Origin of the sequence: Candidatus Poriferisodalis multihospitum (assembly GCF_028283155.1) — a bacterium.
In the GTDB taxonomy this organism is placed as follows: domain Bacteria; phylum Actinomycetota; class Acidimicrobiia; order Acidimicrobiales; family Poriferisodalaceae; genus Poriferisodalis; species Poriferisodalis multihospitum.
Window position 1 is genome coordinate 19,398 of the sequence record NZ_JAPYOK010000113.1, and the last position, 24,586, is coordinate 43,983.

The following is a 24,586-nucleotide window of genomic DNA, read 5'->3' on the forward strand; positions in this document are numbered from 1 at the left end:
TCCTTGCATTCACCGCGAGCACATCGTTCACGCCCAGAACGTTGCTCCGGTGCGTGCGACTGCCACGTCGCCGTTGAATACCTCGCCCGCCTCGGTCAGATGATCCTGCGGATCCGAACCGGGCGGCACATGGGTCACCACGAGTTGGCGTGCACCGACGTCGTTGGCGTCGGCTGCCAGCCAAGCTGCGCTGACATGTGGGATCTCGGGATTGTCGGTTGCGTGCAGCAGCGTGCCCTCACCCACCACGAGGTCCGGCGACGGCCGGCCGACGTCACGGCTGAGCGCAGACAGTGCCCAGCCACGACCGGTGTCGGACGTATAGACGATCGACTTGCCGTCGCACTCGAAGCGCATCGCCAGCGTCTCCACCGGGTGATCGGTGCGGGAGAACAGCACGTCGATGTCGCCGACACGCGCCTCCGACGAATCCTTCACCATCTCCCAGCCGAAGAGATCAGAGCTGTCGCCGTACACCTCGGTGACCTCACGCACGCCCTCGGTGGCGAGCACCCGCATGCTCTCGATGCCCATGTACCACTTGGCTGCGTTGTAGATCACTGGCAGCTCCGCGCAGTGATCAGGGTGGTGATGGCTCACCAGCAGCGCATCCACCGTCTCCAGGGGCACATGGGATTGCAGGTTGGCGAAGGTGCCGGGCCCGCAGTCCACCCACAGGTTCGTGGCTTCGCTGCGCACGAGGTACCCGCTGCACGACTCGCCAGCGGCGGCGTAGCTGCCCGAACAACCCAACACCGTCACCGAGAGCTTGCTCACGGAGGCCGATACTACGCAGGTAGGCGGGGCTTCTCACATCGTGCCCAGCCCAGCAGAACTTCAGCCGATCGGACAGCGCGTTCCTGCTTCGAGCGACCGGAGGACGCCGGCTTCGTCGAAAACGCCGACGAGCCGCCCGCCGCTGGTTACGAGCGATACCGAGGCCGACTCGTTGACGGTTGCAGGGTGGAATGTGGCCGTCGGGTATGCCTCGGCGACCTCGGCACGGCCGGCGCCGACACCGATCCCCTCGGCCGTTTGCAGCATGTACGGGTCGGGTCCAAACGCTCCCAGCCGCCAGGTCATGAAGTGCTCATCGCCGGCGTCGCGGTGCTGGTAGCCGTCTTCGGCATTCCCGAACAGGGCCAGCAGGCCTGGCCATTCCACGGCTCGCAGCCGGCTGCCGGGACAGTCCCCGTAGATCGAGAACGTGTCGGTCCAGCCGCTGTCGGCAACCGGCTGGCCGAGCGCGCGTGTGAGCACGTCCAGGGCAGCCTGTGCGTCGGTGCCGAACGGCACGAGACCGAGGCCGTCGCTCGCGAGCACGACGCCTTCGGGACGGGGCACTGCCGCCCCACCCAGCCGCAGGGGCGCTGTTGTCGCAGCCGCAGCGTCGGAGGCCGTACCCGCATCGCTTCCCGCCGGAGCTGTCACCAGCACTGCAGCAGGACGCTCAGATGATGTTCGCGAGGGCAGCAGCGTCGTTGCGGTGATGTCGAGGGACAGGGCGCTGGTGGACGGCGGAGTGGGAGCAACCCGCAGCGGCGGACCCGTGCAGGCGCCCGCGGCCGACGCCAGCACCACAATCACCGCCGCTGCCCAGCAACGGGAAGTGGTGCCCCTCATGCCGGAAACGGTACGACAGAGACTCGGGCGATCAACCGCCGAACTGCCTGCAGAGACGTTCAGAAGTAGATGACGTTCTCGGCTTGGGCAGCGGCAGCATCGAGGTCGTCGGTCCAGGCGCCGACCGACAGGTATTTCCAGCCATGGTCGCTCACTACGAACACGATGACGCCATCGTCGATGCGGGCAGCAGCCTTGCGTGCACCGGCCAGCGCCGCGCCGCCCGAGATGCCCGAGAACACGCCCTCGGCCGCCAGCATCCGCGTCGCCTCGATCGACTCCCTCGGGCGCACGATCATCTTGCGATCGAGCAGATCGACGCCGCCCCACTGCTCGAAGATGGGCGGCACGTACCCGTCGTCGAGGCTGCGCAGGCCCTCCACCTGCTCGCCCGCCGGAGGCTCGACCGCCCACACCTGCACCGTCGGTGAGTGCTCCTTGAGATACCGGCCCACGCCCAGCAGCGTGCCGCTCGTGCCCAGCCCCGCCACGAAGTGCGTGATGCCCGGAACGTCGGCGACGATCTCGGGGCCGGTGGAGCGGTAGTGCGCCTCGGGATTGGCCTCGTTCCCGTACTGGTACAGCATCGTCCAATCGGGGTTGGCCTCGGCCAGCTCCACTGCCATCCGCACAGCGCCGTTGGAGCCCTGCTCAGCCGGGCTATCGATGATCTCGGCGCCGAAGATCTCGAGCATCTGCCTCCGCTCGGCGGTGACGTTGCCCGGCAGCACGATCTTGACCCGGTAGCCGCGGCGCTGCCCGAGCATGGCCAGCGCGATGCCGGTGTTGCCCGACGAGGGCTCGATGATCACCGATCCGGGCGTGAGCCCCCCTTCAGCTTCAGCACGATCCAGCATCGCCAGCGCAACCCGGTCCTTGACCGAGCCGGTCGGGTTGTGCCCTTCCAGCTTGGCGTACAGCGCGACCGACGGGTTGGGGCTGAGGCGGCTGACGTCGAGGGTGGGCGTGGCGCCAATCAGCTCGTCGACAGAGCGATAGACGGCCACGTGCCGGCTCAGTGGTGCGTACTGGAGCGGGGCCGGACCGGCTCAGCCACCGGCGACGGCCGGCAGGATCGACAGCTCGTCGCCGTCGGACAGCGCAGTGTCCATCTGGGACAGGTAGCGCACATCCTCGTCGTTGACATACACGTTCACGAAGCGGTGCAGGCTGCCGTCTTCAGCGAGCAGGTTGGGGGCGATGCCGGGAAACTCGCCGACCAGCCACGACATGGCCTCAGCCACGGTGCTGGCCTCGGCGTCAACCCGTGACTGCCCGTTGGCGTGGGGACGCAGGACGGTCGGCAGGCGGACGGTGACAGCCATCGGAGCTCCCGGTTCGGCGGCTGGGTGATTGCCGGCCAGGAACGTGCAAGCCGCCTCGGCGATTCCTGACCTATTGACTCAGGATTCTACGGGCCGCGCCAACCGTACCCTCGGGTTGATGGAGAGCGACCGGACCGTCGTGGCGTCGAATCGCCGGGCGCGCCGCAACTACGAAGTGCTCGACACCTTCGAGTGCGGCATGGTCCTGCGCGGCACGGAGGTGAAGTCGCTGCGTGCCGGGGGCGCCCAGATGGGCGATGCCTATGCCCGGGTGCGCGACGACGAGATGTGGTTGATGGGCCTGCACATCGCCCCATGGACCCATGCGTCGCCGAGTCTGGGACATGAGGTGGAACGCCCTCGCAAGCTGCTCATGCATCGTGGCGAGATCAACCGGCTGCGGGCCCGCACTGAGCAGGACCGCCTGCAGCTCATCCCGCTCGAGATCTACTTCCGCGATGGGCGGGCCAAGCTGGAACTCGCCCTCGCCCGGGGCCGGCGGCTGTACGACAAGCGGCAGGCCATTCGCAAGCGAGAAACGGATCGCGAGGCCCGCCGGGCGCTACGCGATCGGTCCGTCTAGCAGCCGCGCGCCCGCGGCGGAGGCGGCAGCGAATTCTGCGACCAGCGATCCGGCAGGTCGCAACGTCGCAGAATTCGCTGCCGCCTCCGCCGCTATGGGGTCAGTGTCTGCCTAGGCGAGGGCCGCTGTCGCGATCTGGGCTACTGCGGCGGGCTGGTCGAAGTCGGCTTGGTGGCCGGCGTCGTCTAGCAGGTGCGTGCTGGCAACGTTCGGCAGTGCTTCGGCCCAACGCTCCAGGTACGACGCCGGAATGATCCGGTCCTTGGCGCCGTGCACCAGCGTTACGGGATTGGTCACCCGGTGCAGCCGTTCTGCCAGACCCCATTCGGGCAGCGGCCAGATCAGCTGCGCGGCGGCGGTACGCGTGAGATAGCGGTGCACGCCGTGCTCCACCACCATGTCGGCCGGCAGGTCGGTCGGGTCGTCGAAGAACGCCGCCGACGCCTCGGTGTCCTCGGTCAGCATCGCCCGCTGCACGCTCAGCGTCGTGCCGAAGGGGTCGGCCACCGGGTCGCTGTCGTCCCAGAGGCCGAACGGCGCCACGAGCACCATCGGGCCGAACGCCTCGGGCCGGACCGCGGCCAGTTCCAGCGCCAGCATTGCGCCCACGCTGGAGGCCACCAGCGGCGCGCCGGCCAGGCCGGCCACGTCGACCACCTCGCTGGTGGCAACGACCCAGTCGTGCAGGTTGCGCAGACCGTCAGGCTCGCTGGAGCCGGTGAAGCCCGGAAGGCTCGGCGCCACCACGCGGTGGCCCACTGCGGCGAGCTCCTCGAGTACTGCGTGCACGCCGGGATTGCCGAGCATCCCGTGCAGGTAGCCCACAGTCGGACCCTCACCCAGCTCGACGATGCCGACATGCCCGTCTCGAAATGGCAGCGTGCCGGGCGCGAAGTGACCGGCCAGCGGTGTGCCTGTGCTCATCGGGCGCGGCTTCCCACGGGCTCGAGCTGGTGGTCGGTCTTCGGCCACCAGTGGTCCTCGTAGTCGTCCTCGAACAGGCCGGCTACCTCCGGCATCACTTTGGTGGCGTACATCTCGGTGTTCATCTTCACCAGCTCGGGATCCATGTTGCCGAAGTGGCTGAACACCATCAGGTGGCCCACGTTCATGGTGGTGGCCAGCTCATGCACCTGCTCGGTGACCTGGGTGGGGTCGCCCAAGATGATGTATCCCTTCTCCACCATGTCCTCGAAGCTCAGCTTCTTCGAGCCGTAGGAGGGCTTCGCGCTGCCGGCCTTGGCGGCATCGGCGGCGTTGGCCTCGCGCCGGGCGGTGGCTTCCCGCGCGGCCCGTTCCACCATGCCTTCCACCCCGGCACGCACTGTGTTGGGCGTCTTGTAACCAGGCGGGTCGGCATAGCCGGCGTACACGTGCAGGCAGGTGTTGAAGAAGTACTCAGCCGGCTCGCGGTACAGTTCCCAGGCCTCAGCCTCGGTGTCGGCCACGGCGATGAACTGGGCGAAGCCGCCTTGGAACGGGTTGGTCTCCTTGCCGAGCTCCTGGACCTTCTTCCAGAAGCCCTGCATGGTGCGCAAGCCGGCCTTGTAGCCGAAGTAGCTCAGGTAGCAGTACACGAGGTCTTCCGCGGCGCACCAGTCCCAGGTGTCCACCGAGCCGCCGCCGGGAATCCAGATGGGCGGGTGGGGCTGCTGCACCGGCCGGGGCCAGACGTTGACGTAGCGCAGCTTGTTGTAGTTGCCGTTGAAGCTGAACACCTCGTCCGACGCCCACGCCTGGCGGATGAGATCCACGCCCTCGTGGTAGCGCTCGCGCAGCGTGGCCGGGTTCTGGCCGTAGGCGTAGATGGTGTCCATCGGCGAGCCCACCGGGAAGCCGGCGATCATGCGCCCGCCGGTGATCCCGTCGAGCATGGCGATCTCCTCGGCCACCCGCAGCGGCGGGTTGTAGAGCGCCACCGAGTCGCCCAGCACCACGATGTTGGTGTCGGGGCAGTTGCGCGACAGCGCCGCCGCGATGATGTTCGGGCTGGGCATGAGGCCGTAGCCGTTGGAGTGGTGCTCGTTGATGCCCACGGCGTCGAACCCGCATTCGGCCGCGAACTCGAGCTGGTCGAGGTACGTGTTGTAGGTCTCGTGGCCGACCGTGGGGTCATACAGCTTGGGGTCGATGTCGACCCACACCGAGCGGTGCTGCTCGGGGAAGTCCGGCGGGAGCTCCGGGTACGGCATCAGGTGGAAGAAGATCGACTTCACGGCGTGCTCCTTGCGGCTCGCCAGAAAATCTACTCCGCGTTCGACTCTGGGTTGTGATCGAGCGTGCGCCCGCTGCGGGAGCGGCTCAGTCCCAGTCGCGGCCCACGATCGAGACGTCGTCGGGGTTGAAGAAACCGGGAATCGTCCAGCCGTCGAGGTCGTACTCGGCCATGCACTGCTCGGCGAAGCCTTCGAGCATCGCTGTCAAGGACTCCTGACCGGGTGCCGCCCCATCGGCCGCATGCACGTTCTCGTAGCGGATCTGTTCGTTGTTGCCGGCGTAGTTGCGCTCGTACAGCTCGTGACGTCCTCCGAACTCGCTGCCCATGGCATCCCACAGCAGCTTCATGACCTTCATCCGCTCGAGCGCCGGGATGCCGTCCGAGCCTCGCACGAAACGCTCCAGGTACGGCCGGATCTCGTCGGACTTGAAGTCGGCGGCGTTCGAGTTGACATAGATCAGGCCTGACGCCACCACCTGCTCGACAATGTCCTTGATGCGGGGATAGAAGTACGGCGTGAAGGTGCGGTAGGCCAAGCCGTACAGCACGGACGGCTGCACAGCGCCGTTCGCCCACGGATCGGGGTTGCGGCACATTGCGTCGCTGAGTCCCCACATCAGGTTACGGATGGCGATCACCTCGCCCAGATTGGCCTGCACACCCCGGAAGTCGCGGGTGCCGGTGGCGCGCAGCGCCTTCGACAGCAGCCCGGCAATGAAGTCCAGCTTCACGCACAGGCGGGCCAGCCCGTGGAAGGTGAACCGAGGCAGGAAGCCGATGGAGGGGAAGAAGCTGTTGGCCTTGGGCACGTCGCCGTACAGGAACACGTTCTCCCAGGGGATCAGCACCTGGTCGAACACCAGGATCGAGTCGTTCTCGTCGAGCCGGCTCGACAGCGGGTAGTCGAACACGCTTCCGGTGGCAGCCGCCTGCAGTTCATAGGAGTTGCGGCAGATCAGCTTCACCCCGTCGGCATCCATCGGCGCTGTGCACACGATGGCGAAGTCACGGTCCTGAATGGGTATCTGGCCGTAGTGGGCGATGAAGTTGTAGTGCGTCAGCGCCGAGCCGGTGGCCACGACCTTGGCGCCAGACACGACAAGGCCGTTGTCGGTCTCGCGCTCGACGTGCATGCAGACGTCACGAATCGCATCGGGACCAAGGTGACGGTCGACCGGCGGATGCACGATGGCGTGGTTCCAGTACAGCACCTCCTCCTGGCTGCGCTGATACCAGTGGATGGCGTTGTCGGAATAGTCGCCGTAGAACTCCGGCATCGCTCCCAGGGTGGCCAGGAACGACGCCTTGTAGTCGGGGCTGCGACCCATCCAGCCATAGGTCAGGCGCTGCCAGCCAGCAATGGCGTCGCGGGCGCCGACGAGGTCGTCTGCACTGTGAGGCACCCGGAAGAACTTGTGCGTCTTGCCGCCCGAGCCGGTGTCGGTCTCGCACGTCAGCACGTCTTGCTGGGCAGGGTCGCCGAGCGCGTCGTAGAGGCGGGCAATGGAGCGCACGCTGTTGCGGAACGCCGGATGGGTGGTGACGTCACGCACCTTCTCGCCATGGAAGTACACCGTGCGCCCGTCGCGCAGGCTCTCGACGTATTCGTCGCCGGTCATCGGCGACCGTGTCTCAGCCGGCCCGCTCATCTCGTTTGCCCCCGTGTGCCTGCCCTCATCGGCCAGGCAGCTCAGGCTGGTGAGAAGTCGGTCTCGTAGTCGGTGTCGTCAACCAGCAGATCTTCGGGAGGCAGTCGCTTGGCGTAGTTGAGGGCACCGTTGATGTCGTGCTTCCAGACTTCCTCAGGCAGCTCGTACAGCACTTCCACGCCGTAGCCGTTGGGATCGTTGACGTACACGCTGTGAGTCATGCCGTGATCGACGCGGACGTTCATCGGCACTCCCCGCTCCTCGAGGAATTGCACCTGTTCCAGCCACGACTCCCGATCCGGATAGGTGATCGCGATGTGGTTCACCGCGCACGCGCCCTCGACCATGCTCCATTTCTCGGGTGGCGCCGGCAGCTCCGGACGCTCCACGAGCGCGATGTCGTGATGGTTCACGTCGTCGATGACGCCGCTGTAGAAGCGCATGTTCATGGCCGGCGGCTTGCCGCCACGCGGCTCGAGCTCGCCGACTTGCTTGAAGCCCAGCAAGTCGCACCAGAAGTGATGCGACTCCTCGATGTCGCGCACGTTCAGCACCAGGTGATTCAGGCCCCGCGGCGTGACTGCGCTCGTGCGCTTCTTGATCGCTTCGCTCATGGACTGACCGCCTTGTCGGATGTGTTGCCGGAGCCTCCAGCCGACCGCTGCTTCTGTAAGAGGAGCCTAGCCCCACCCGCATTTCGGCCTGTGGGGCGTCGACGTCAGCCCTGGCGCTTGGCCAGCCACTCCTCGAACTCGGCACGACGATCCTTGGCGATGGGGAATGTGCCGATCGAGCTCTCGCCGGCAGCGACCCGCTCGATGGCCCACTCCTCTTCGAGCTCCTGGGCATAGGAGTCGTCGGCGACCTCCTCGGCGAGCAGCGCCGGGATGACCACGGCCCCCTCGCCGTCGCCCACGATGATGTCGCCCGGAAACACCGTGACGCCGGCACAGGCGATGGGCACCTGGTGTTCGAGCGGCGTATGCACGCGGCCGAGGGTCGCCGCGTGGGATGACTGGTGATACACGGGCAGGCCGACATCGGCCACGGCCGGCGTGTCGCGCAGCGCGCCGTCGGTGACGAAGCCGGAAGCGCCGAGGTGCTTGATGCGCATAGTGAAGATGTCGCCGATGGTGCCGGCATGCGGCTCTCCACGCGCCTCCACAATGAGCACCTCTTCGGGCTCGATGGACTCCACGGCCCGGCGCTGCGCGTTCGGACCCTCCAGCCGGCGTTCGAAGTCTTCGCGCTTGGGCACGAAGCGCAGCGTGTGGGCGTAGCCGAGCATTCGCTGACCCTCGTTCAGCGGCCTCAGCCCGTTCAGAAAGCTGTTGCGCATCCCGCGCCTCTGCATCTGGCCCGCAAGCGTCGCCGTGGACACCGCGTTCAGCTTCATGCGCATGTCGTCGGTGAGCTCGGTCGGTCGGTGTTCTGCTGTTGCCATGGCTTCCTCCTGTGGAGCCGCGCAGGTAGGTGAACCTTCTCGTGGTCGCACCAGTCAATTCCCGCTCTTGTTCGCTATCGCTCACGGGCCGCTCGGGCCACGGCTTCGCCTAACGGCTCAGCCTCTTGTCGAGAAGACTGGCACAACCGAGGCGTAGTCTTCCGGTATCGGCTCGGCTTGCCCGCGGCCGCGATTTGCAGGCTGGAACGGCGGGGCGGAGCAGGCACATGGCCGACAGCGGACCGGGCACGGCGCCGGGAGCGCCGTACGGGGGGCGCGGTGCACCTGCTCTGTCCGAGTGCGCACTGGGGGTGCCCGCGGCTGCCGTGGCGATGGTGGGATGGGCCGCCTCGGGCGTGATCGCCAAGGGCATCTCCGAACTCGGGCCGCTGGCCGTCGTGTTCTGGCGGATGTGGCTCTACACCGGGCTGGTCGCTCTGTTCCTGTGGGCGAACCGCACCCCGCTGCGGCTGTCGTCGATCAAGGTCTCGTTCTGGGGCGGATTCTCGCTGGCGTTCGACATCATGCTGTTCTTCATCGCCCTGAGGATGACCACCGTGGCCAACGCCACGGTGGTGGCGTCGCTGCAACCGCTGCTGATGCTGTTCCTGGCACCCAGGATCTTCGACGAGCAGCCGGGCCGGCGCCATTGGGGACTGGCGCTGGTGGCGATCGGCGGCATCGCGATCGTCGTGTTGGGCTCATCGGGCCTGACCGAGTGGAGCGTGTTCGGCGACCTGCTGGCGTTCGGTGCATTGTTCGCCTGGACGGGCTATTTCGTGTTCTCCAAGCTCAGCACGCAGAAGATCGCTGCGGCCCAATACACGGGCGGCAGTGCGCTGGTGTGCTCGTTGGTGGCCACGCCGTTCGCGCTGGCCTCGGGGCAGGTCTTCGACTGGCCATCGGCGGGGGCGTGGCTGTGGCTGGGCATCATGGCCATCGGACCCGGTGTCGCCAGCCACATGCTGATGAACTGGTCGCTGGTGCGCATCCCGTCGTGGCTGGGCTCCACGATGACGCTGGCCATCCCAGTCACGAGCACGCTGATGGCGTGGGTGTTCCTCGGCGATCAGGTGTCGCTGTGGCAGTTCGTCGGGATGGCGGTGGTGATGTTCGCGCTCGCAGCCGTGGTGCTCGACCAGTCCCGCACGAAGCTGACCTAGGGCTGACGGCGAGCTGACGTCGCCGGTCGCAGCCGGGAGCTTGTTCAGTTGGTCGCGTGGACCGGCGGGCGGCGCCCCGACCAGGGTGCAGCCTGTTCCATCTGGGCGGCGACCCGCAGCAGCACGTCCTCGCGGCCTGGCGCTGCCACGAGCTGGACCCCGATGGGGAGCCCCTCGGGCGACATCCCTTCGGGCGTGCCGAGCGGCACTGAGATGGCAGGCTGGCCGCTGACGTTGAACTGCGGCAAGTAGGGCGTCACCTTGGCCAAGCGCCGCACCAGCGTGCGCTCGTCGCCCTCGACCAGGTAGCCGACCGGGGGCGGCACCAGGCCCAGCGTGGGGGTCAGCAGCAGGTCGAAGCCGTCGCCGGTGCCGGGCTGGGGGTTCCACCACTGCACGAGGCGGCGGGTGAACAGGTGCAGGCGCTCCCGGCTCGCCAGGATGTCAGCCCCGCTGATCTTGGCGCCGCGCTGGTAGTTGATCCACGCGACGGGCTCCATGTCGTCTTCGCTCCACGGGCGTCCCAGCACGCTCTCGAAGGATCGCATCGTCGCTGTGGCGCTGGCGCGCATGATGCGGACGTAGTCGTACATGTAGTCGTTGGTCGCCATGGCTTCGGGCAGTGCTTGCTCGACGCAATGGCCGAGGCCGTCAAGCAGGCTGGCAGCGGCTTCGGCGGCCTGAGTGCAGAACGGATCGGTGTCCTCGAACGAGATGGTGGAGCTGACGCCGATGCGCAGTTGCCCGGGACTTTGGCCGACCTCGGCGACGTAGCGATTGGCCGGTGCCGGATGGGCGGGCACGTAGGGATCGCCGGGTTCGGGCCCGGCCAGCACGTCGAGCGCCAGCGCCGCGTCGCGCACGGTCAGCGCAACGGCGCCGTCGGTGGTGCCGCCGCCCCAGCCCTCGCCGGCCGGGGCGCTCGAGATCCGGCCGCGTGACGGCTTGAGTCCCACGAGCCCGTTGGCGCTGGCGGGTATGCGGATGGAGCCGCCGCCGTCGCTGGCGTGCGCGATGGGCACGATGCCCGCCGCCACGGCTGCCGCCGCGCCACCGCTGGAGCCGAGCACCGTGTGGTCGGTGTTCCAGGGGTTGCGGGTGGGGCCATACAGCATCGTCTCGGCCGCACCGGGGCATTGCCCGCCGCCAAGCTCGGGGCTGTGCGAATGGCCGATGCTGATCGCACCGGCCTCGGCCCACCGGCGCGCCACTGCCCCGGTTTCGCTGTAGCGGTGGTCGAGCTCGGCGAGCCGGCGGTTGCCCTGATAGGCGGGTTCGCCCTCGACCGGGCAGAACAGGTCCTTCAGCGCGATCGGCACTCCCGCCAGCAGACCATCCCGATCCTCCTGAGCGTCCGCGCCCGCGGCCCGACGCCGGGCATCATCGAACGTCGGCTCAACAATGGCATTGATCGTCGGATTGAGCTGCTCGCAGCGGGCGATGGCCTCCTCGACTGTCGCCGCGGCGTCGATCTCCCCAGCCTGCACACGTGTTGCCAGTGCCGTTGCATCGTTCATCTTCGCCCCTGTCGCTGTGGGTCGTTCTTGTGGATCGGCCGCTCGCTGTGCCAGCCCGCAGCCCCGCCGTCAACGGCGCAGTCTCGCGCAGCCGCCCTCTAGCGGCCCTGCCAGTTGGGCTGGCGCTTCTCGGCGAAGGCTCGGGGGCCTTCTTTGACATCCTCGCTGGCCATCAGGCGAGCGACGGCCGGGTAGGGGTGATGGAAGGCCTCGCCGAGCGGCATGTCGAGCCCGCGCATCGCCGCCTGCTTGGTGGCCTGGATGGACAGCGGCGCGCACCGCATGATGTCGTCGATCAGCCGGTCGGTGGCCGCTTCGAGCTCGTCGTAGGGCACCACGTCGTTGACGATGCCCAGCTCCAGCGCACGCTGCGCGCTCATGGTGCGGGCGGTCAGCAAGTACTCCATGGCCAGCTTCATCGGGATCTGGCGCGGCAGCCGGTGCACTCCCCCGCCGCCCGCGTACAGGCCCCGCAGCGGCTCGGTCAGCCCGAACTGGGCGTGGTCGGCGGCCACCACGAGATCGCAGGCCATGGCCACTTCGAAGCCGCCGCCGAGCGCCACGCCGTTCACCTGGGCGATCAGCGGCTTGGGGTAGTCGAACCGCTCGATGAGCCGAGTCACCTGGTCCATCAGTTCACGATCGGCAGCCTGGGCGGCCTCGTCGGACTGGCGGATCATCGACAGGTGCTTGAGGTCTCGCCCGGCACAAAACGCCTGCCGGCCCACGCCGGTGATGACCATCAGCCACACGTCGTCATCGGCGGCGGCGTGGTCCAAGATGTCGGACCATTCCTTGTGGGCCGGGGTGTTGATGGCGTTGCGCACCTCGGGCCGGTTGATGGTGATGCGGGCCACCCGGGGCCGGATCTCCTCGTAGACGAAGTACTGCGGTTCGAAGTCGAGTGCCTGCATGGCCGGGATGGTATGCCAGAGGGCTGGCAGCAGGCCGTGGAAGGGCACGGCCGTACCCAAGGAGGCAGCGATGTTCGAAGACCACGTCTCGATCGACACCGGCGAGGGCGAGATGAGCACCTTCGTGGTGCACCCCGAGCCCAGCGAGCGCCGACCGGGGCCGTTCCCGACGGTGCTGTTCCTAATGGACGCGCCCGGCAAGCGCGAAGAGCTGCACGACATGGCCCGGCGCATCGCCACCGTCGGCTACTACGTGCTGCTGCCGAACCTGTACTACCGCGACGTGCCGGGATTCATCGTGCAGCGTGACGACCCGGCCAGCCGCAAGTTCATGTTCGAGCTGATGACCAACCTGTCCAATGCGATGGTGTCGCGTGACGCAGCGGCGCTGATGCGGTACGCCGACGCGGATCCGGCGGCCAGCACCGAGCGGGTCGGCACCACCGGTTACTGCATGACCGGCCCGATGGCGATCTGGCTGGCCGCCGACTATCCCGACCAGATCACGGCCGCTGCGTCGATTCACGGGGTGCGGCTGGCGGTCGACGCCGACGACTCGCCGCACCTGCGGGCGCCCGACATCGGCGGCGAGGTGCTGGTGATGTCCGCCGAGCACGACGACTACGTCGACCGGGCGCACTACGACCGGCTGTGCAAGGCGTTCGCCGATGCCGGCACCGATGCGCAGACCTACTGGGTGGACGGCACCCACCACGGCTTCGTGTTCCCCCAGCGGGAGGTGTACGACAAGCCCACCGCCGAGCGCCACTGGGAGCTGCTGCTGGACATGTTCGCCCGCCGCCTGCACTGAGGCTGAGCCGACAGGCGAAGCCGTGGCCCGAGCGGCCCGCGAGCCCGTATCGAATCGGAACAGGGAGCTAGAGCGGGAAGCATTGAACGGGCGGGCGCCGGGGCGCGGTGCCACACTGTCGCCCCATGGAAACACGTGAACTTGTCCAGAAGGTATGCCCGCCCATCGCCACGATGGGCTCGATGTTCTACTTCGACCCCGCAACGCTGACGCGCGGGAAGGAAGCCGGACTCGACGGCTTCCGGCTCTACGCGCTGGGCCGCGGCGGCGTGCTCGGCGATGTCGAGTCCACGGTCGTGCACAGCGCCTTCGGCTACTTCAATCCCGATCTGATCGCGAAGATCTGGAACTCGGCCAAGGAGGTCATGGCGCCTCGTGACGGGGGCCGGCTCTACATGGAATGCGCAGGCGCCTTCGGCGCCGCCAAGCTCAGCGATGTCGCAGGTCTCGACGCCTTCAATGCCGCGGCCGACAAGGTGATCGACGCCGGGCTCGTCGACAGTTCCGCACAGGCGCTCTTCGCAGCGATCGCATCGGAGCCCCGCAGCGACGAGGCCGCTGCCCGGGCGTTCCAGAACGTCGCCGTCCTGCGGGAGCTGCGCGGGAGCCTGCACCTGGTTGCCATCGTGGCCTCGGGCCTGAGCACCGAGATGGCTCACCGGGTGCGCCGCCCCGACGACGTCGAGATGTTCGGCTGGACCGGCGACGCTGACGTCACCGACGAGCACCGGGCGAAGTGGGACGCCGCCGAGGCCCTCACCGACGATCTCGTTGCACCGATCTACGGCGTGCTCGACGCCGGCGAGGCGCAAGCACTGGCCGACGGCGTCGCTGCCATCAACGCCGCACTCGCCGACTAGCGCAGCCATGACACTGTCGCTGAGCGTCGACGAGGCACTCGCCACCACGCGAGCCGTCAGGCGACGGCTCGACTTCGACCGCCCGGTCAACGAGGCGCTCCTGCGGGAATGCCTGGAGCTTGCCCTGCAAGCGCCCACCGGATCGCTGCGCCAAGACTGGCATTTCGTGGTGTCGACCGATCCCGAGCAGTGCCGGGCCGTCGGGACGATCTACCAGGAGGTCTGGCTGGGCCGCATCGACGACAACTACCTGGCCAAGGCGGCAGCAGCCGAGACCGACCCGGCAGCTCGAGTCGACTGGCTGCGCATGATGGACTCGGCCCGCTACCTGGCCGAGAACTTCCCCCGTACGTCGGCGATCTTCGTGCCGTGCATCGAGGGTCGGCTCGACGGTGCGCCCGCGGGCCTGCAGGCACTGCGCTGGGGCTCGGTCATCCAGGCGGCCTGGAGCTTCTGCCTCGCCGCCCGCAACCGGGGCCTCGGCACCTGCTGGACCACCGTGCACCTGGCCCGCGAACAGGAAGTCGCCGAGATCTTGGGCATCCCCTACGACGACGTGCAACAGGTGGCGCTGCTGCCCGTGGCCCACACCATCGGCACCGACTTCAAGCCCGGCCGCCGCAAGCCGTTCGACGACTTCGTCCACATGAACGGCTGGTAACCGCCGGTCAGTCGAAGACCAGGATCGATCGGCCGGCGATCCGACCGTTCTCGAGGTCGTCGACTGCTTGGCCGATGTCGTCGATCGCGTACTGCTGTGTCACCAGCGCGTCGAGGTCAAGGTCGCCGTCTGCGTGCCACTGCAGGAAGCGAGGGAAATCGACCGCCGGTTCGCAGCTGCCGCCCAGGCTGGAGATGAACGCCCGCTCACCGATGAACAGGTGCAGCGTGTCGAGTTCGAGGTTGCGCTGGGGCACGCCGACGAGCACCGCCGTTCCGCCGTGGCTCTGGCCGAACTCGCCTGAGCGAGTGGCCTGGTGGATCTGCTCCATCGTGCTCTGGTGTCCGATGCAGTCGAAGGCGAAGTCCACACCGCGAAGCGGCTGACGCAGGATGTCAAAGCGTTGCTCGTCGGTCGTGAGCGCCCTGATCTCCTCGACGGGATCTGCGCTGGAGGCGTTGACGCCATGGGTGGCCCCGAAGCGCTTCGCGAACTCCAGCTTCTCTTCCGAGAGGTCCACGGCGATGATGGGGTCGGCGCCGACGAACCTCGCCGCAGCCACCGCAGCCAGTCCGACGCCTCCCACACCGAAGACGGCCACGCTGTCCGCTGCCTTCACACCTGCGGTGTGGAGCACGGCACCGGCGCCGGTGATGACCGCACAGCCGATGATGGAGGTGGCCTCCACGTCGATGCCCTCGGGCACCTTCACCACGAACATCTCATCGGCGATGGTGTGAGTGGCCCAGGTGAACACGTTGATGGAGGTCGCCGTGCGGCCGTCGCCGAGATCGAGCTGCAACGGACCGCCCCGGCGGCGCGCGCTCGCCTGGTCCTTCGGTACCCACGTGACCATCACGGTGTCCCCCGGCGCAAGGCTGGTCACGTCGTCACCCACTGCAATCACCTCGCCGGTGGACTCGTGACCCAGCACCTGCGGCGCCGCCCGCGGGTTGTGAATGGTGTGCAGCTGGCTGTGGCAGACACCCGACGCGTACTGCTTCACCACCACCTGATGACCGCGCGGATCGGGCAGCGTCACGTCCATCACCTCAGGTCCGGCACCAGCCTCCTGCGGGATGACGACAACTCTGGCTTCGACGGGCATCGCACTCCCCCTACTTGCGCTGCCCCGCTGTCTAGCTGGAATCGGCGGGCTGCGTCACAGCACCCGCCGTGCGAGGGTGAGGGCGTAGTCACCGTCGGCATCGGTCCACATCCGCTGCACGACGAGGCCTGCGGCGCCGAGTTCTGAGCGCACGCGCTCGGGTCGGAACTTGGCGCTGATCTCGGTGCGCATCCGCTCGCCCGCCGCGAAGTCGACCGTCATCTCCAACGCCGGGATGTGCACGGTCTGCGTGCGCAGGGAACGCAGGCGCATCTCGATCCACTCGTTGTCCGCGTCGAACACTGCCTCGTGGGCGAAGGCGTCGAGGTCGAAGTCGGCGCCGAGCCTGCGGTTGAGCACCGATAGCACGTTGAGGTTGAACCGTGCCGTGACGCCGGCCGCATCGTCGTAGGCCGCCACCAGCCGGTCGACATCCTTGACGAGATCGGTGCCCAGAAGGAATGTGTCACCGGTTCGCATGGCGCCGGCAACAGCATCCAGGAACGCCGGCCGGCGTGCCGGCGAGAAATTGCCGATCGTGCCGCCGAGCAGCACCAACATCGCCGGCGCACGGGGCGGCGCGCCGAACGGTGCGTCGGCGTCATCGAGCGGCAGGTGCCCGAGGTGGTGCTCGAAGTCACCGACAACGCCTTGCACAGCCAGATCGGGGTACGCCGCGGCCACCTCCCCCGCAGCGTTGCGCAGCGTCGCTTCGCTGTTGTCGAACGGCACGTACCGGCGGAACTGGCCGGCGGCCGCGAACGCGTCGAGCAGGATGCGCGTCTTCGTCGAGGTGCCCGATCCCAGCTCGGCAATGCAGTCAGCTCCGGCTGCCGCTGCAATGGCATCGGCTTCCCGTTCAAGAATCTCCCGCTCGCGGCGAGTCGGGTAGTACTCGTCGAGACGGGTGATCTCGTCGAACAGCTCGCTGCCGCGGTCGTCGTAGAACCACTTCGGCGGCAGCTCCTTGGGGCTCGACGAGAGGCCCACCGAGACATCGGCGCGCAACTCCCGATCGGACCAGCCGGCGTCGAGCCAATTGTCGATCGCGGGATCGGCGGCGGGAGGCGCCGCCCGCTCGGGGGGCATCATCAGGCGTCGACCGCCAGGCGCAAACCGGAGAAATGCCAGCGGGTGTGGGGGTGAAAGAAGTTGCGATAGGTGGGCCGGATGTGACCTTCAGGTGTCGCGCAGCAGCCGCCTCGCAGCACCATCTGGTTGATCATGAACTTGCCGTTGTACTCGCCCACGGCGCCGGGAGCGACACGGAAGCCCGGATACGCGCTGTAGGGGCTGGACGTCCATTCCCACACGTCGCCGTACATCTGCTGCAGCGGCGCTGACCTGGATGCGCATGCTTGCGGCACAGCCAACGCCGGAGCGGGGTGCAGTCTGGCGCCGTCCCCGATGTTGCCGACCTCAGGCAGGCCGGTCACCGCGTGCTCCCACTCGAACTCGGTCGGCAGCCGCGCACCGGCCCAACGAGCGAACGCGTCCGCCTCGTAGTACGACAGATGACACACCGGCTCGTTGGGTGCAACCGCCTTGAGGCCCCCGAGTGTGAACACCTGCCAGCCGTCGTCGCCGAGATGCCAGTACGCCGGCGAGTCCCAGCCGTGAACGCTGCGTTGGCCCCAGCCGTCAGACAACCACAGCGTCGGGGTGTCGTAGCCGCCATCGGCCATGAACTCCAGCCATTGAGCACAGGTCACCGGGCGGTCGGCGAGCCGGAACGGTGCCGTCAGCACCTGGTGGCGAGGCCCCTCGTTGTCGAAGGCGAAGCCGCATCCGTCGTGACCGACCGCGATCTCGCCGCCGTCGAAGCTCACCCAGCGGGCCTCGGAGGCACAGGCCTCGCCAGCTCCGGCTGCCGCTGCGTTGCAGGACTCTCGGTACGCCGGCCACAGTGCCGGGTTGCACGACAGCACGTGCTTGATGTCCATGAGGATGAGTTCTTGATGCTGCTGCTCGTGATGCAAGCCCAGCGTCACCAGGTCTGCGATCCCGGGGGCGATGCCGCCGCAGAGCAGCCGTTCCATCGCCATGTCGACGTAGCGGCGGTATGCCGTGATCTCAGCGCACGACGGGCGCGACAGGTTGCCCCGCTCCGGGCGCGGGTGTCGCTTCCCGATGGTCTCGTAGTACGAGTTGAACAGGAATCCGAAGGCAGGATCGTGCTCGATGTAGCCAGCGAGATGCGGCTTGCACAGGAACGTCTCGAAGAACCAGGTGACGTGCGCGCGGTGCCATTTGGTGGGGCTGACATCGGGCATCGTCTGGATGCACTGGTCTTCATCGCTCAGCGGTGCGGTGAGCGCATCGGTGTGCGCTCGCACCGAGCGGTAGCTCCCGAGCAAGTCCGGCGACGTGTCGCTGGTCATGGATGCGGCCATAGGGCCCGCCGGAGGGTAGTGGACCTGTATGAGGCAAATGCAAGCCTCAGATGGACGAGCGCTCATGTTTCTGGTGATCCTGCGCCAAAATCCGCATGGCCCTAGTACAGATCTGGCGCTCAATCGACGCGAACTGGGCGCTCTGCGGTAAACACGCGGGGCGGAAATGGCGCACCGTGACTGCCGCGGAGGGTTCGCGGCAGTTTGTGCCGGCATCCAGCAGGGTTGCGAACAGGGAGACAGCATCGATGGGCTTCAAGAAGCTGCTGATTGCGAACCGCGGCGAAATTGCAGTGCGGGTGGCGCGGGCGGCCAGCGAGCTCGGCATCGGCACGGTCGCTATTGCGGGCGACGACGACGCTGCCTCACTGCACACCCGTGTGGCCGATGAGTCGGTCACGCTCGACGGACGCGGCGTGGCCCCCTACCTCGATGTCAACCAGGTGGTCAGCGCCGCTGCGGAGGCCGGCTGCGATGCGATCCATCCCGGCTACGGATTCCTGGCCGAGAACCCGGCCCTGGCGCTTGCCTGCAAGGCCGCCGACATCACCTTCGTGGGGCCCAGCGCGCTGCAACTCGAGCTCTTCGGCGACAAGCTCGCAGCGCGGGCGCTCGCGCAGCAGCACGACGTACCGCTGCTGCCCGCCACGTCCGAGCCGACTTCGGTCGAGGCCGCACAGGCCTTCTTCGCCGAGCACGGGCCGATGATGATCAAGGCGCTGGCCGGGGGCGGCGGGCGCGGCATGCGCGTGGTGCGCTCGGCGGACGAGCTCGAGGCGGCCTATGAGCGCTGCGCCAGCGAGGCTGCCGCCGCGTTCGGCAATGGCGATCTCTACGTGGAGCAGCTGATCGAGCGCGCCCGCCACATCGAGATCCAGATCGTCGGCGACGGCGAGTCGGTTGCCCATCTGGGCGAGCGGGAATGCACGCTGCAGCGCCAGAACCAGAAGATCGTGGAGATCGCACCCTCGCCTACGCTCACGGCCGATACCCGCCAGGCGGTGTGTGACGCCGCGGTGGAGATGGCCAGAGCAGTCGGCTACCGCAGCCTGGGCACCTGGGAATTCCTCATCGACGCCGACAAGCCGAGCACGATCGCCTTCTGCGAGGTCAATGCTCGCATCCAGGTCGAGCACACGGTCACCGAGGAAGTCACCGGCGTCGACCTGGTAGCTGCGCAGCTCAGAATCGCTGGCGGCGCCCGCCTTGCCGATGTGGGGTTGGCCCAGCCCGACGTGCCATCGCCGCGCGGGTACGCCATCCAGTGCCGCGTCAACACCGAGACGATGCAGCCAGACGGCACCTCGCGCCCAAGCGGTGGTGTGCTCACCGCCTTCGAGCCCCCCACGGGTCCAGGGCTGCGCACTGACACCTACGGCTACGTGGGATATGGCACGAACCCCAGCTTCGACTCGCTGCTCGCCAAGGTGATCGCCTACAGCCCGAGCCGTGACTACGCCGACGCGGTCCGCCGGGCGCGCCGGGCCTTGGGCGAGTTCCGCATCGACGGCGTGGCGACGAACCTGGGGTTCCTCACCTCGCTGCTCGACCGGCCCGAGGTGACCAGCAACGAGCTCACCACTAGCTTCGTGGCCGATCACGCCGAGGCGCTGTGCACCGCTGCTGCCCAGGCGGCATCGGTCTGGGCGCCCGCCGAGCCGACAGCCGCCGCCGGTGCCGGCGGGCGGGCTGGTGCCACGGTCGGCGACGATCCGCTGGCCGTGCTGCACCACGGCGACATCGATGACGCCCCTGCCGACCGGGCCGCATCTGATGCTGTTCGGGCTCAAGCCATGGCTGCGGGCACGGCCTCGCTCCACGGCGTACCGGTGGCGACCGTGACCGGCCCCGACGGCAGCATCGCAGTTGCGGCTCCGCTGCAGGGCACGATCGTCTCGCTCGCTGTCGCCGAAGGCGATCCCGTTGCCGAGGGCCAGCAGGTCGCGGTGATGGAAGCGATGAAGATGGAGCACGTCGTGACCTCCACGGTCACGGGCATCGTGCGGATGCTGGGCGTGGCGCCCGGCGACACGGTGTACGAGGGGCACTCGTTGCTGTTCGTCGAGGAGGCCGAGGTTTCCGTGGAGCTCGCCGAAGCAGCCTCCTCAGTCGATCTCGACTACATCCGGCCCGATCTGGCCGAAGTGTTCGACCGCCGCGGATTCGGCCTCGACGAGAACCGGCCCGACGCCGTGGCGAAGCGTCACGGTCGGGGCCACCGCACGGCGCGCGAGAACATGGCCGACCTCGTCGATCCCGGCACGTTCGTGGAGTACAGCCCGCTGATGGTGGCGGCGCAGCGCCGCCGCCGTTCGATGGAAGACCTGATCGCCAATACCCAGGGCGACGGCATGGTGGCCGGCGTAGCCAGTGTCAACGGCGACCTGTTCGGCCCCGAGCAGTCCCAGGCCATGGTCATGTCGTACGACTACATGGTGCTGGCGGGCACCCAGGGCGGCAACAACCACCGCAAGAAGGACCGCATGTTCGAGATCGCCGAGCACAACCGCCTGCCGGTGGTGCTGCTGGCCGAGGGCGGCGGCGGCCGGCCGGGCGATACCGATGGCATCGGGGGCTCGGGCCTCGACTGCTGGGCCTTCACGTTCTTCGCGCAGCTCAGCGGCCTGGTGCCGCTGGTGGGCGTCACCAACGGCCGCTGCTTTGCGGGCAATGCGGTGCTGCTGGGCTGCTGCGATGTGATCATCGCGACCGAGGGCTCGAACATCGGCGTCGGCGGCCCCGCCATGATCGAAGGCGGCGGCCTGGGCGTGTTCCGTCCCGAAGAAGTCGGCCCGGTCGACGTGCAGTGGCCCAACGGCGTGATCGATGTGCTGGTGGCCGACGAAGCCGAGGCGATCGTGGCCGCCAAGCAGTACCTGTCGTACTTCCAGGGCTCCGTCGACGAATGGGAGTGCCACGACCAGCGGGAGCTGCGCCACCTGGTGCCCGAGAATCGCCTGCGGGCCTACGACGTGCGCGACATCATCGACAAGCTCTGCGATGTCGACTCGGTGATGGAGCTGCGCCGCGGCTGGGGGCCAGGCTGTGTGACGGCGCTGGCACGTGTCGAGGGTCGGCCGATCGGGGTGGTGGCCAACAACAACCACCATCTCGGCGGCGCCGTCGATGCCGACACCGGCGACAAAGCGGCGCGCTTCATCCAGCTCTGCGATGCACACGACATCCCGCTGCTGTTCCTGTGCGACACGCCCGGGATCATGGTGGGCCCTCAGGCCGAGTACGAGGCCACGGTGCGTCACGCAGCGCGCATGTTCGTGACAGCGGCCAACGTGACGGTGCCGTTCATGACCATCGTGCTGCGCAAGGGTTACGGGCTGGGCGCGCAGGCGATGGCCGGCGGCAGCTTCAAGGCGCCCATCTTCACCGTGGCGTGGCCGACCGGCGAGTTCGGCGGCATGGGCCTCGAAGGCTTCGTCAAGCTCGGCTACCGGCGCGAGCTCGAAGCCATCGAAGACCCCGAAGAACGCATCGCGGAGTACGAGAAGCGAGTCGCCCGCCTGTACGAGCAGGGCAAGGCCGTCAACACCGCCACGTTCTTCGAGATCGACGATGTGATCGACCCCGCCGAGAGCCGCGACTGGATCCGCATGGCCCTGCTCTCGGCCCCCGAGCCAGCCCCCCGCACCGGCAAGAAACGCCCCATGGTCGACACCTGGTAGCGACCGCCGTCGCCGGCCGGCCTCGATGAGTCGAACCGGCGTGAGTCAGGCCAGTAGTTCGGCGACGGCGAGTTCGGCTATGCGGTCGCTGTCGTAGCCGAGCACCTCGGTGAGGATGTCGAAGGTGTGCTCGCCGAGCGTCGGGCCGCCGTAGGTCACCTGCGCTGGGGTGCGAGACAGCGCGAAGCGGGAGGCGTCCACGATGGTGGTGCCCTGCTTGGCGTGGGGCACCTCGACCTGTTGACCCCGGTGGATGACCTGCGGATCGACGGTGTACTCCGGCGAGTTCTGCACGATGTGCGCAGCCACGCCGATGTCTTGCAGGCGGTGCATCAATGCCACGCCGTCGTGGCCGCGGGCCCATCCGGCGATGACCTCGTCGAGCTCATCGTGGCGCTCTTGACGCTCCGCCACGGTCAGATCGCCTAGGTCACCGCGGCCCATCAGCGCGGCCAGCGACTGCCATTGGGCATCGTCGACGCACGAGATCGCGATCCAGCTGTCGTCGGGCACGACAGCGTGGAACTGGTCGCTGGCGGCTGTCTGGTAGACGCCCTGGGGTGCAATGTGCCGGTCGCGGTTGCCCACCCGATGCGCCACCCGGCCGTTCACCGTGCGGTCGAGCACCGCCGGCGCCATCAGGTGCAGCGCCGACTCTGCTTGGGACATGTCGATGTACTGGCCCTCGCCGGTGCGCCGCCGGTGTTCCAACGCCCCCATCACCGCCGCGACCAGCCAGCGGGGCGAGGTGTAGTCGGTATAGGCGCCGAACGGCCCGCAGGGCGCCCGGTCAGGCCAACCCACCGGGTAGAAGAATCCCGAGATCGCCGCGGCCATCGTTCCGAAGCCCGCCAGCATCGCCAGCGGCCCGGTCTGGCCCATCAGGCAGCTCGACGCCATGATCACGTCGGGCCGGCGCTCACGCACTTGCTCCCAACCCATCCCGAAGCCGGCCATGCCCTTCGGCGAGAACGACTCCACGATCACGTCGGCCCAGTCGATGAGATCCCAGATGACGTCCAGCGCAGCCGCCTTGGACATGTCCAGACAGATGCCCCGCTTGCCGGCGTTCATGTTGTTGTAGAGCGCTGAGTACTCGGGGTCGCCGATGTCGTCACGGAATGGCTGCAGCGAACGGGCCACTTCGAGCCGCGTCTCAGACTCGACTCGAATGATGTCCGCCCCATAGTCGGCCAGCACCCGCGCTGCTGCGGGCCCCGCCATCGCCCACATGAAGTCGAGCACCTTGACGTTCTCCAGCGGACGCGCAGTCGAGGCTGTCTGGGCGCTCACGTCGGCACCAGTGGCCTCGATACGGGGTCTCGCCCGGATTGCCTCACCCTCGGACTGTTCGTCCAGCTCGGCCAAGACTTCAGCCGTGTGCTCGCCGAGCTTCGGCGGCGGGCCGAGCGGCTGCATCGGCGTGGCACTGAAGCGGGCATAGCGGCCCGGGTAGCGCACCTCGGCGGGACTGCCGTCCCCGTCAACCAGTTCCTGAGTGACCGTCTCCCAGTAGTCGCGGGCGGCCAGCTGGTGTGAATCCACCACTTCGTCGGCGGTCCATACCGGCGTGATCAGCACCCTGCGGCTCATGGCCGCGTCCAGCAACTCGGCCTTGGTCTTGGTGGCGAAGAAGTCGTGCAGGATCTGCTTCAGCCGCTCGTACTCCGAGATCGGCTCACGGCCGTCGAGCAGCATCATGGCGTACTCGGTCCAGTTCTTGTCGCGGGTGGCCTCGTCGCAGAAGCCCTCCTCGCACACCCAGTCCATGAGGCTTTGCGTGAACGCACGGAAGCCGGGCCCGAACAGGAACGTCACCGAGGCATGCCCGTCCTTGCACGGCCACATCAGCTGGACATGCAAGCCCTCGACCAGCACGCCGCCTGCGTGGCGGGTCGGCGGCGTCGCGCCCAGCGGTGTTGACAGCGCGTACGACTGGCAGGCCTGGTTCATGCTCTGTTGGGCCGACATGTCCACGTGCTGGCCGAGACCCGAGACCGTCTGGCGCTCCCACAGGGCGATCAGCGCGGCCCCTGCAGCCTCGGAGGCCGCGTTGTGGAATGCCTGCGGGAACAGGCCGCCGGTGCGCACCGGTGCCCGGTCGGAATCGCCGGTCATCGCCATGTTCACCGCCGATGCCTGCAACGTCAGGTCCGAGACTGCCCAGTCGGCCTTGGGCCCGTCGGAGCCGAACGGCGAGATCGACACGTACACCAGCTCGGGATTGATCTCCGACAGCGTGCCGTAGCCCAGCCCCAGGGCCTCCATCTGGCCCGGGCCAGCCGATTCGATCAGGATGTCGGCCGCCGCAGCCAGATCCCGCAGCGTTTCTGCGCCATCGTCGTCCGCCAGGTCCAGCACCACGCTGCGCTTGCCGCGGTTGTAGGCCCAGTGATGCAGTGAGCGCTCGGGATCGGGGACGTCCCCGGCAAAGGGGGCCATCCGCCGTGCGGACGAGCCCTCGGGAGGCTCCACCGCGATGACATCGGCGCCCATCTGGGCGAGGATCGCCCCGCACAGGTGGCCCCGCTCGTCGGTCAGATCCAGCACCCGGAACGGGCTCAGCATGGATGCGTTCTCAGAATCAGTCGAGGCGTCAGGCATCCGCACATTTCAGCACGGACGCGCAGCGCCGTT

Annotated in this window: 21 protein-coding genes; 6 read left to right on the forward strand and 15 right to left on the reverse strand. The window is 67.9% G+C overall.

Annotated features, from left to right (window positions below):
- Positions 1-27 precede the first annotated feature (27 nt).
- Genes VI480_RS13480 through VI480_RS13495 form a run of 4 tightly spaced genes read right to left on the reverse strand, consistent with a single transcriptional unit; the run spans position 28 to position 2,948 of the window.
- The gene (locus VI480_RS13480) at positions 28-777 is read right to left on the reverse strand and encodes an MBL fold metallo-hydrolase (RefSeq protein ID WP_323673377.1); all 750 of its coding nucleotides are present in this window, start codon (positions 775-777) and stop codon (positions 28-30) included.
- A 60-nt stretch (positions 778-837) separates the two neighbouring features.
- Positions 838-1,623 carry a hypothetical protein gene (locus VI480_RS13485; RefSeq protein ID WP_323673378.1) on the reverse strand — a complete coding sequence of 262 codons (786 nt, stop codon included), beginning with the start codon at positions 1,621-1,623 and terminating at the stop codon, positions 838-840.
- Positions 1,624-1,682: 59 nt separating this feature from the next.
- On the reverse strand, positions 1,683-2,630 hold the full coding sequence (locus VI480_RS13490; protein WP_323673379.1) for a cysteine synthase family protein: 948 nt from the start codon (positions 2,628-2,630) through the stop codon (positions 1,683-1,685).
- A 42-nt stretch (positions 2,631-2,672) separates the two neighbouring features.
- Positions 2,673-2,948: a ubiquitin-like small modifier protein 1 gene (locus tag VI480_RS13495; RefSeq protein ID WP_323673380.1), complete on the reverse strand. Its 276-nt coding sequence runs from the start codon at positions 2,946-2,948 to the stop codon at positions 2,673-2,675.
- Positions 2,949-3,066: 118 nt separating this feature from the next.
- Between VI480_RS13495 and smpB the strand changes: the two genes are divergently transcribed.
- Positions 3,067-3,531: an SsrA-binding protein SmpB gene (gene smpB, locus VI480_RS13500; RefSeq protein ID WP_323673381.1), complete on the forward strand. Its 465-nt coding sequence runs from the start codon at positions 3,067-3,069 to the stop codon at positions 3,529-3,531.
- A 111-nt stretch (positions 3,532-3,642) separates the two neighbouring features.
- On the opposite strand, the gene VI480_RS13505 is transcribed toward smpB, so the two are convergent.
- The 5 genes from VI480_RS13505 to VI480_RS13525 form a co-directional block, all read right to left on the reverse strand.
- Positions 3,643-4,455, reverse strand: a complete 813-nt coding sequence (locus tag VI480_RS13505; protein ID WP_323673382.1) for an alpha/beta hydrolase — start codon at positions 4,453-4,455, stop codon at positions 3,643-3,645.
- Positions 4,452-5,747 (reverse strand): LLM class flavin-dependent oxidoreductase, encoded by a 1,296-nt coding sequence (locus VI480_RS13510; RefSeq protein WP_323673383.1) that lies wholly within the window; start codon positions 5,745-5,747, stop codon positions 4,452-4,454. Before VI480_RS13510 ends, VI480_RS13505 begins: the two co-directional genes overlap by 4 nt.
- Positions 5,748-5,832: 85 nt before the next feature.
- Positions 5,833-7,398: a 4-hydroxyphenylacetate 3-hydroxylase N-terminal domain-containing protein gene (locus tag VI480_RS13515; RefSeq protein ID WP_323673384.1), complete on the reverse strand. Its 1,566-nt coding sequence runs from the start codon at positions 7,396-7,398 to the stop codon at positions 5,833-5,835.
- Positions 7,399-7,439: 41 nt separating this feature from the next.
- The gene (locus VI480_RS13520) at positions 7,440-8,012 is read right to left on the reverse strand and encodes a VOC family protein (RefSeq protein WP_323673385.1); all 573 of its coding nucleotides are present in this window, start codon (positions 8,010-8,012) and stop codon (positions 7,440-7,442) included.
- A gap of 104 nt (positions 8,013-8,116) precedes the next feature.
- Entirely contained in the window at positions 8,117-8,842 is a 726-nt protein-coding gene (locus tag VI480_RS13525) for a hypothetical protein (protein ID WP_323673386.1), read from the reverse strand.
- A 227-nt stretch (positions 8,843-9,069) separates the two neighbouring features.
- Here VI480_RS13525 and VI480_RS13530 point away from each other — a divergent pair, with 227 nt between their 5' ends.
- Entirely contained in the window at positions 9,070-10,005 is a 936-nt protein-coding gene (locus VI480_RS13530) for a DMT family transporter (RefSeq protein ID WP_323673387.1), read from the forward strand.
- A gap of 44 nt (positions 10,006-10,049) precedes the next feature.
- Here VI480_RS13530 and VI480_RS13535 read toward each other — a convergent pair whose 3' ends face one another.
- Positions 10,050-11,522: an amidase gene (locus VI480_RS13535; protein ID WP_323673388.1), complete on the reverse strand. Its 1,473-nt coding sequence runs from the start codon at positions 11,520-11,522 to the stop codon at positions 10,050-10,052.
- A 98-nt stretch (positions 11,523-11,620) separates the two neighbouring features.
- A complete protein-coding gene (locus tag VI480_RS13540) occupies positions 11,621-12,436 on the reverse strand; it encodes an enoyl-CoA hydratase-related protein (protein ID WP_323673389.1) in 816 nt (271 codons plus the stop codon).
- Positions 12,437-12,506: 70 nt separating this feature from the next.
- Between VI480_RS13540 and VI480_RS13545 the strand changes: the two genes are divergently transcribed.
- From VI480_RS13545 to VI480_RS13555, 3 genes are all read left to right on the forward strand, one after another.
- Complete coding sequence (locus VI480_RS13545) at positions 12,507-13,247, forward strand: dienelactone hydrolase family protein (protein WP_323673390.1); 741 nt, start codon at positions 12,507-12,509, stop codon at positions 13,245-13,247.
- A 125-nt stretch (positions 13,248-13,372) separates the two neighbouring features.
- Positions 13,373-14,107 carry an SCO6745 family protein gene (locus tag VI480_RS13550; RefSeq protein WP_323673391.1) on the forward strand — a complete coding sequence of 245 codons (735 nt, stop codon included), beginning with the start codon at positions 13,373-13,375 and terminating at the stop codon, positions 14,105-14,107.
- A 7-nt stretch (positions 14,108-14,114) separates the two neighbouring features.
- A complete protein-coding gene (locus tag VI480_RS13555; protein ID WP_323673392.1) occupies positions 14,115-14,768 on the forward strand; it encodes a nitroreductase family protein in 654 nt (217 codons plus the stop codon).
- 7 nt (positions 14,769-14,775) lie between these two features.
- On the opposite strand, the gene VI480_RS13560 is transcribed toward VI480_RS13555, so the two are convergent.
- The 3 genes from VI480_RS13560 to egtB are packed head-to-tail and all read right to left on the reverse strand — an operon-like array spanning position 14,776 to position 18,257.
- Positions 14,776-15,876: a zinc-binding dehydrogenase gene (locus VI480_RS13560; RefSeq protein ID WP_323673393.1), complete on the reverse strand. Its 1,101-nt coding sequence runs from the start codon at positions 15,874-15,876 to the stop codon at positions 14,776-14,778.
- 54 nt (positions 15,877-15,930) lie between these two features.
- Complete coding sequence (gene egtD / locus VI480_RS13565) at positions 15,931-16,968, reverse strand: L-histidine N(alpha)-methyltransferase (protein ID WP_323673394.1); 1,038 nt, start codon at positions 16,966-16,968, stop codon at positions 15,931-15,933.
- Complete coding sequence (gene egtB / locus VI480_RS13570; RefSeq protein ID WP_323673395.1) at positions 16,968-18,257, reverse strand: ergothioneine biosynthesis protein EgtB; 1,290 nt, start codon at positions 18,255-18,257, stop codon at positions 16,968-16,970. The genes egtD and egtB overlap by 1 nt, the downstream gene beginning before the upstream one ends.
- A 260-nt stretch (positions 18,258-18,517) precedes the next feature.
- Here egtB and VI480_RS13575 point away from each other — a divergent pair, with 260 nt between their 5' ends.
- A complete protein-coding gene (locus tag VI480_RS13575; RefSeq protein ID WP_323673396.1) occupies positions 18,518-21,949 on the forward strand; it encodes an acetyl-CoA carboxylase family protein in 3,432 nt (1,143 codons plus the stop codon).
- Positions 21,950-21,994: 45 nt separating this feature from the next.
- Here VI480_RS13575 and VI480_RS13580 read toward each other — a convergent pair whose 3' ends face one another.
- On the reverse strand, positions 21,995-24,553 hold the full coding sequence (locus tag VI480_RS13580; protein WP_323673397.1) for a CoA transferase: 2,559 nt from the start codon (positions 24,551-24,553) through the stop codon (positions 21,995-21,997).
- Positions 24,554-24,586 lie beyond the last annotated feature (33 nt).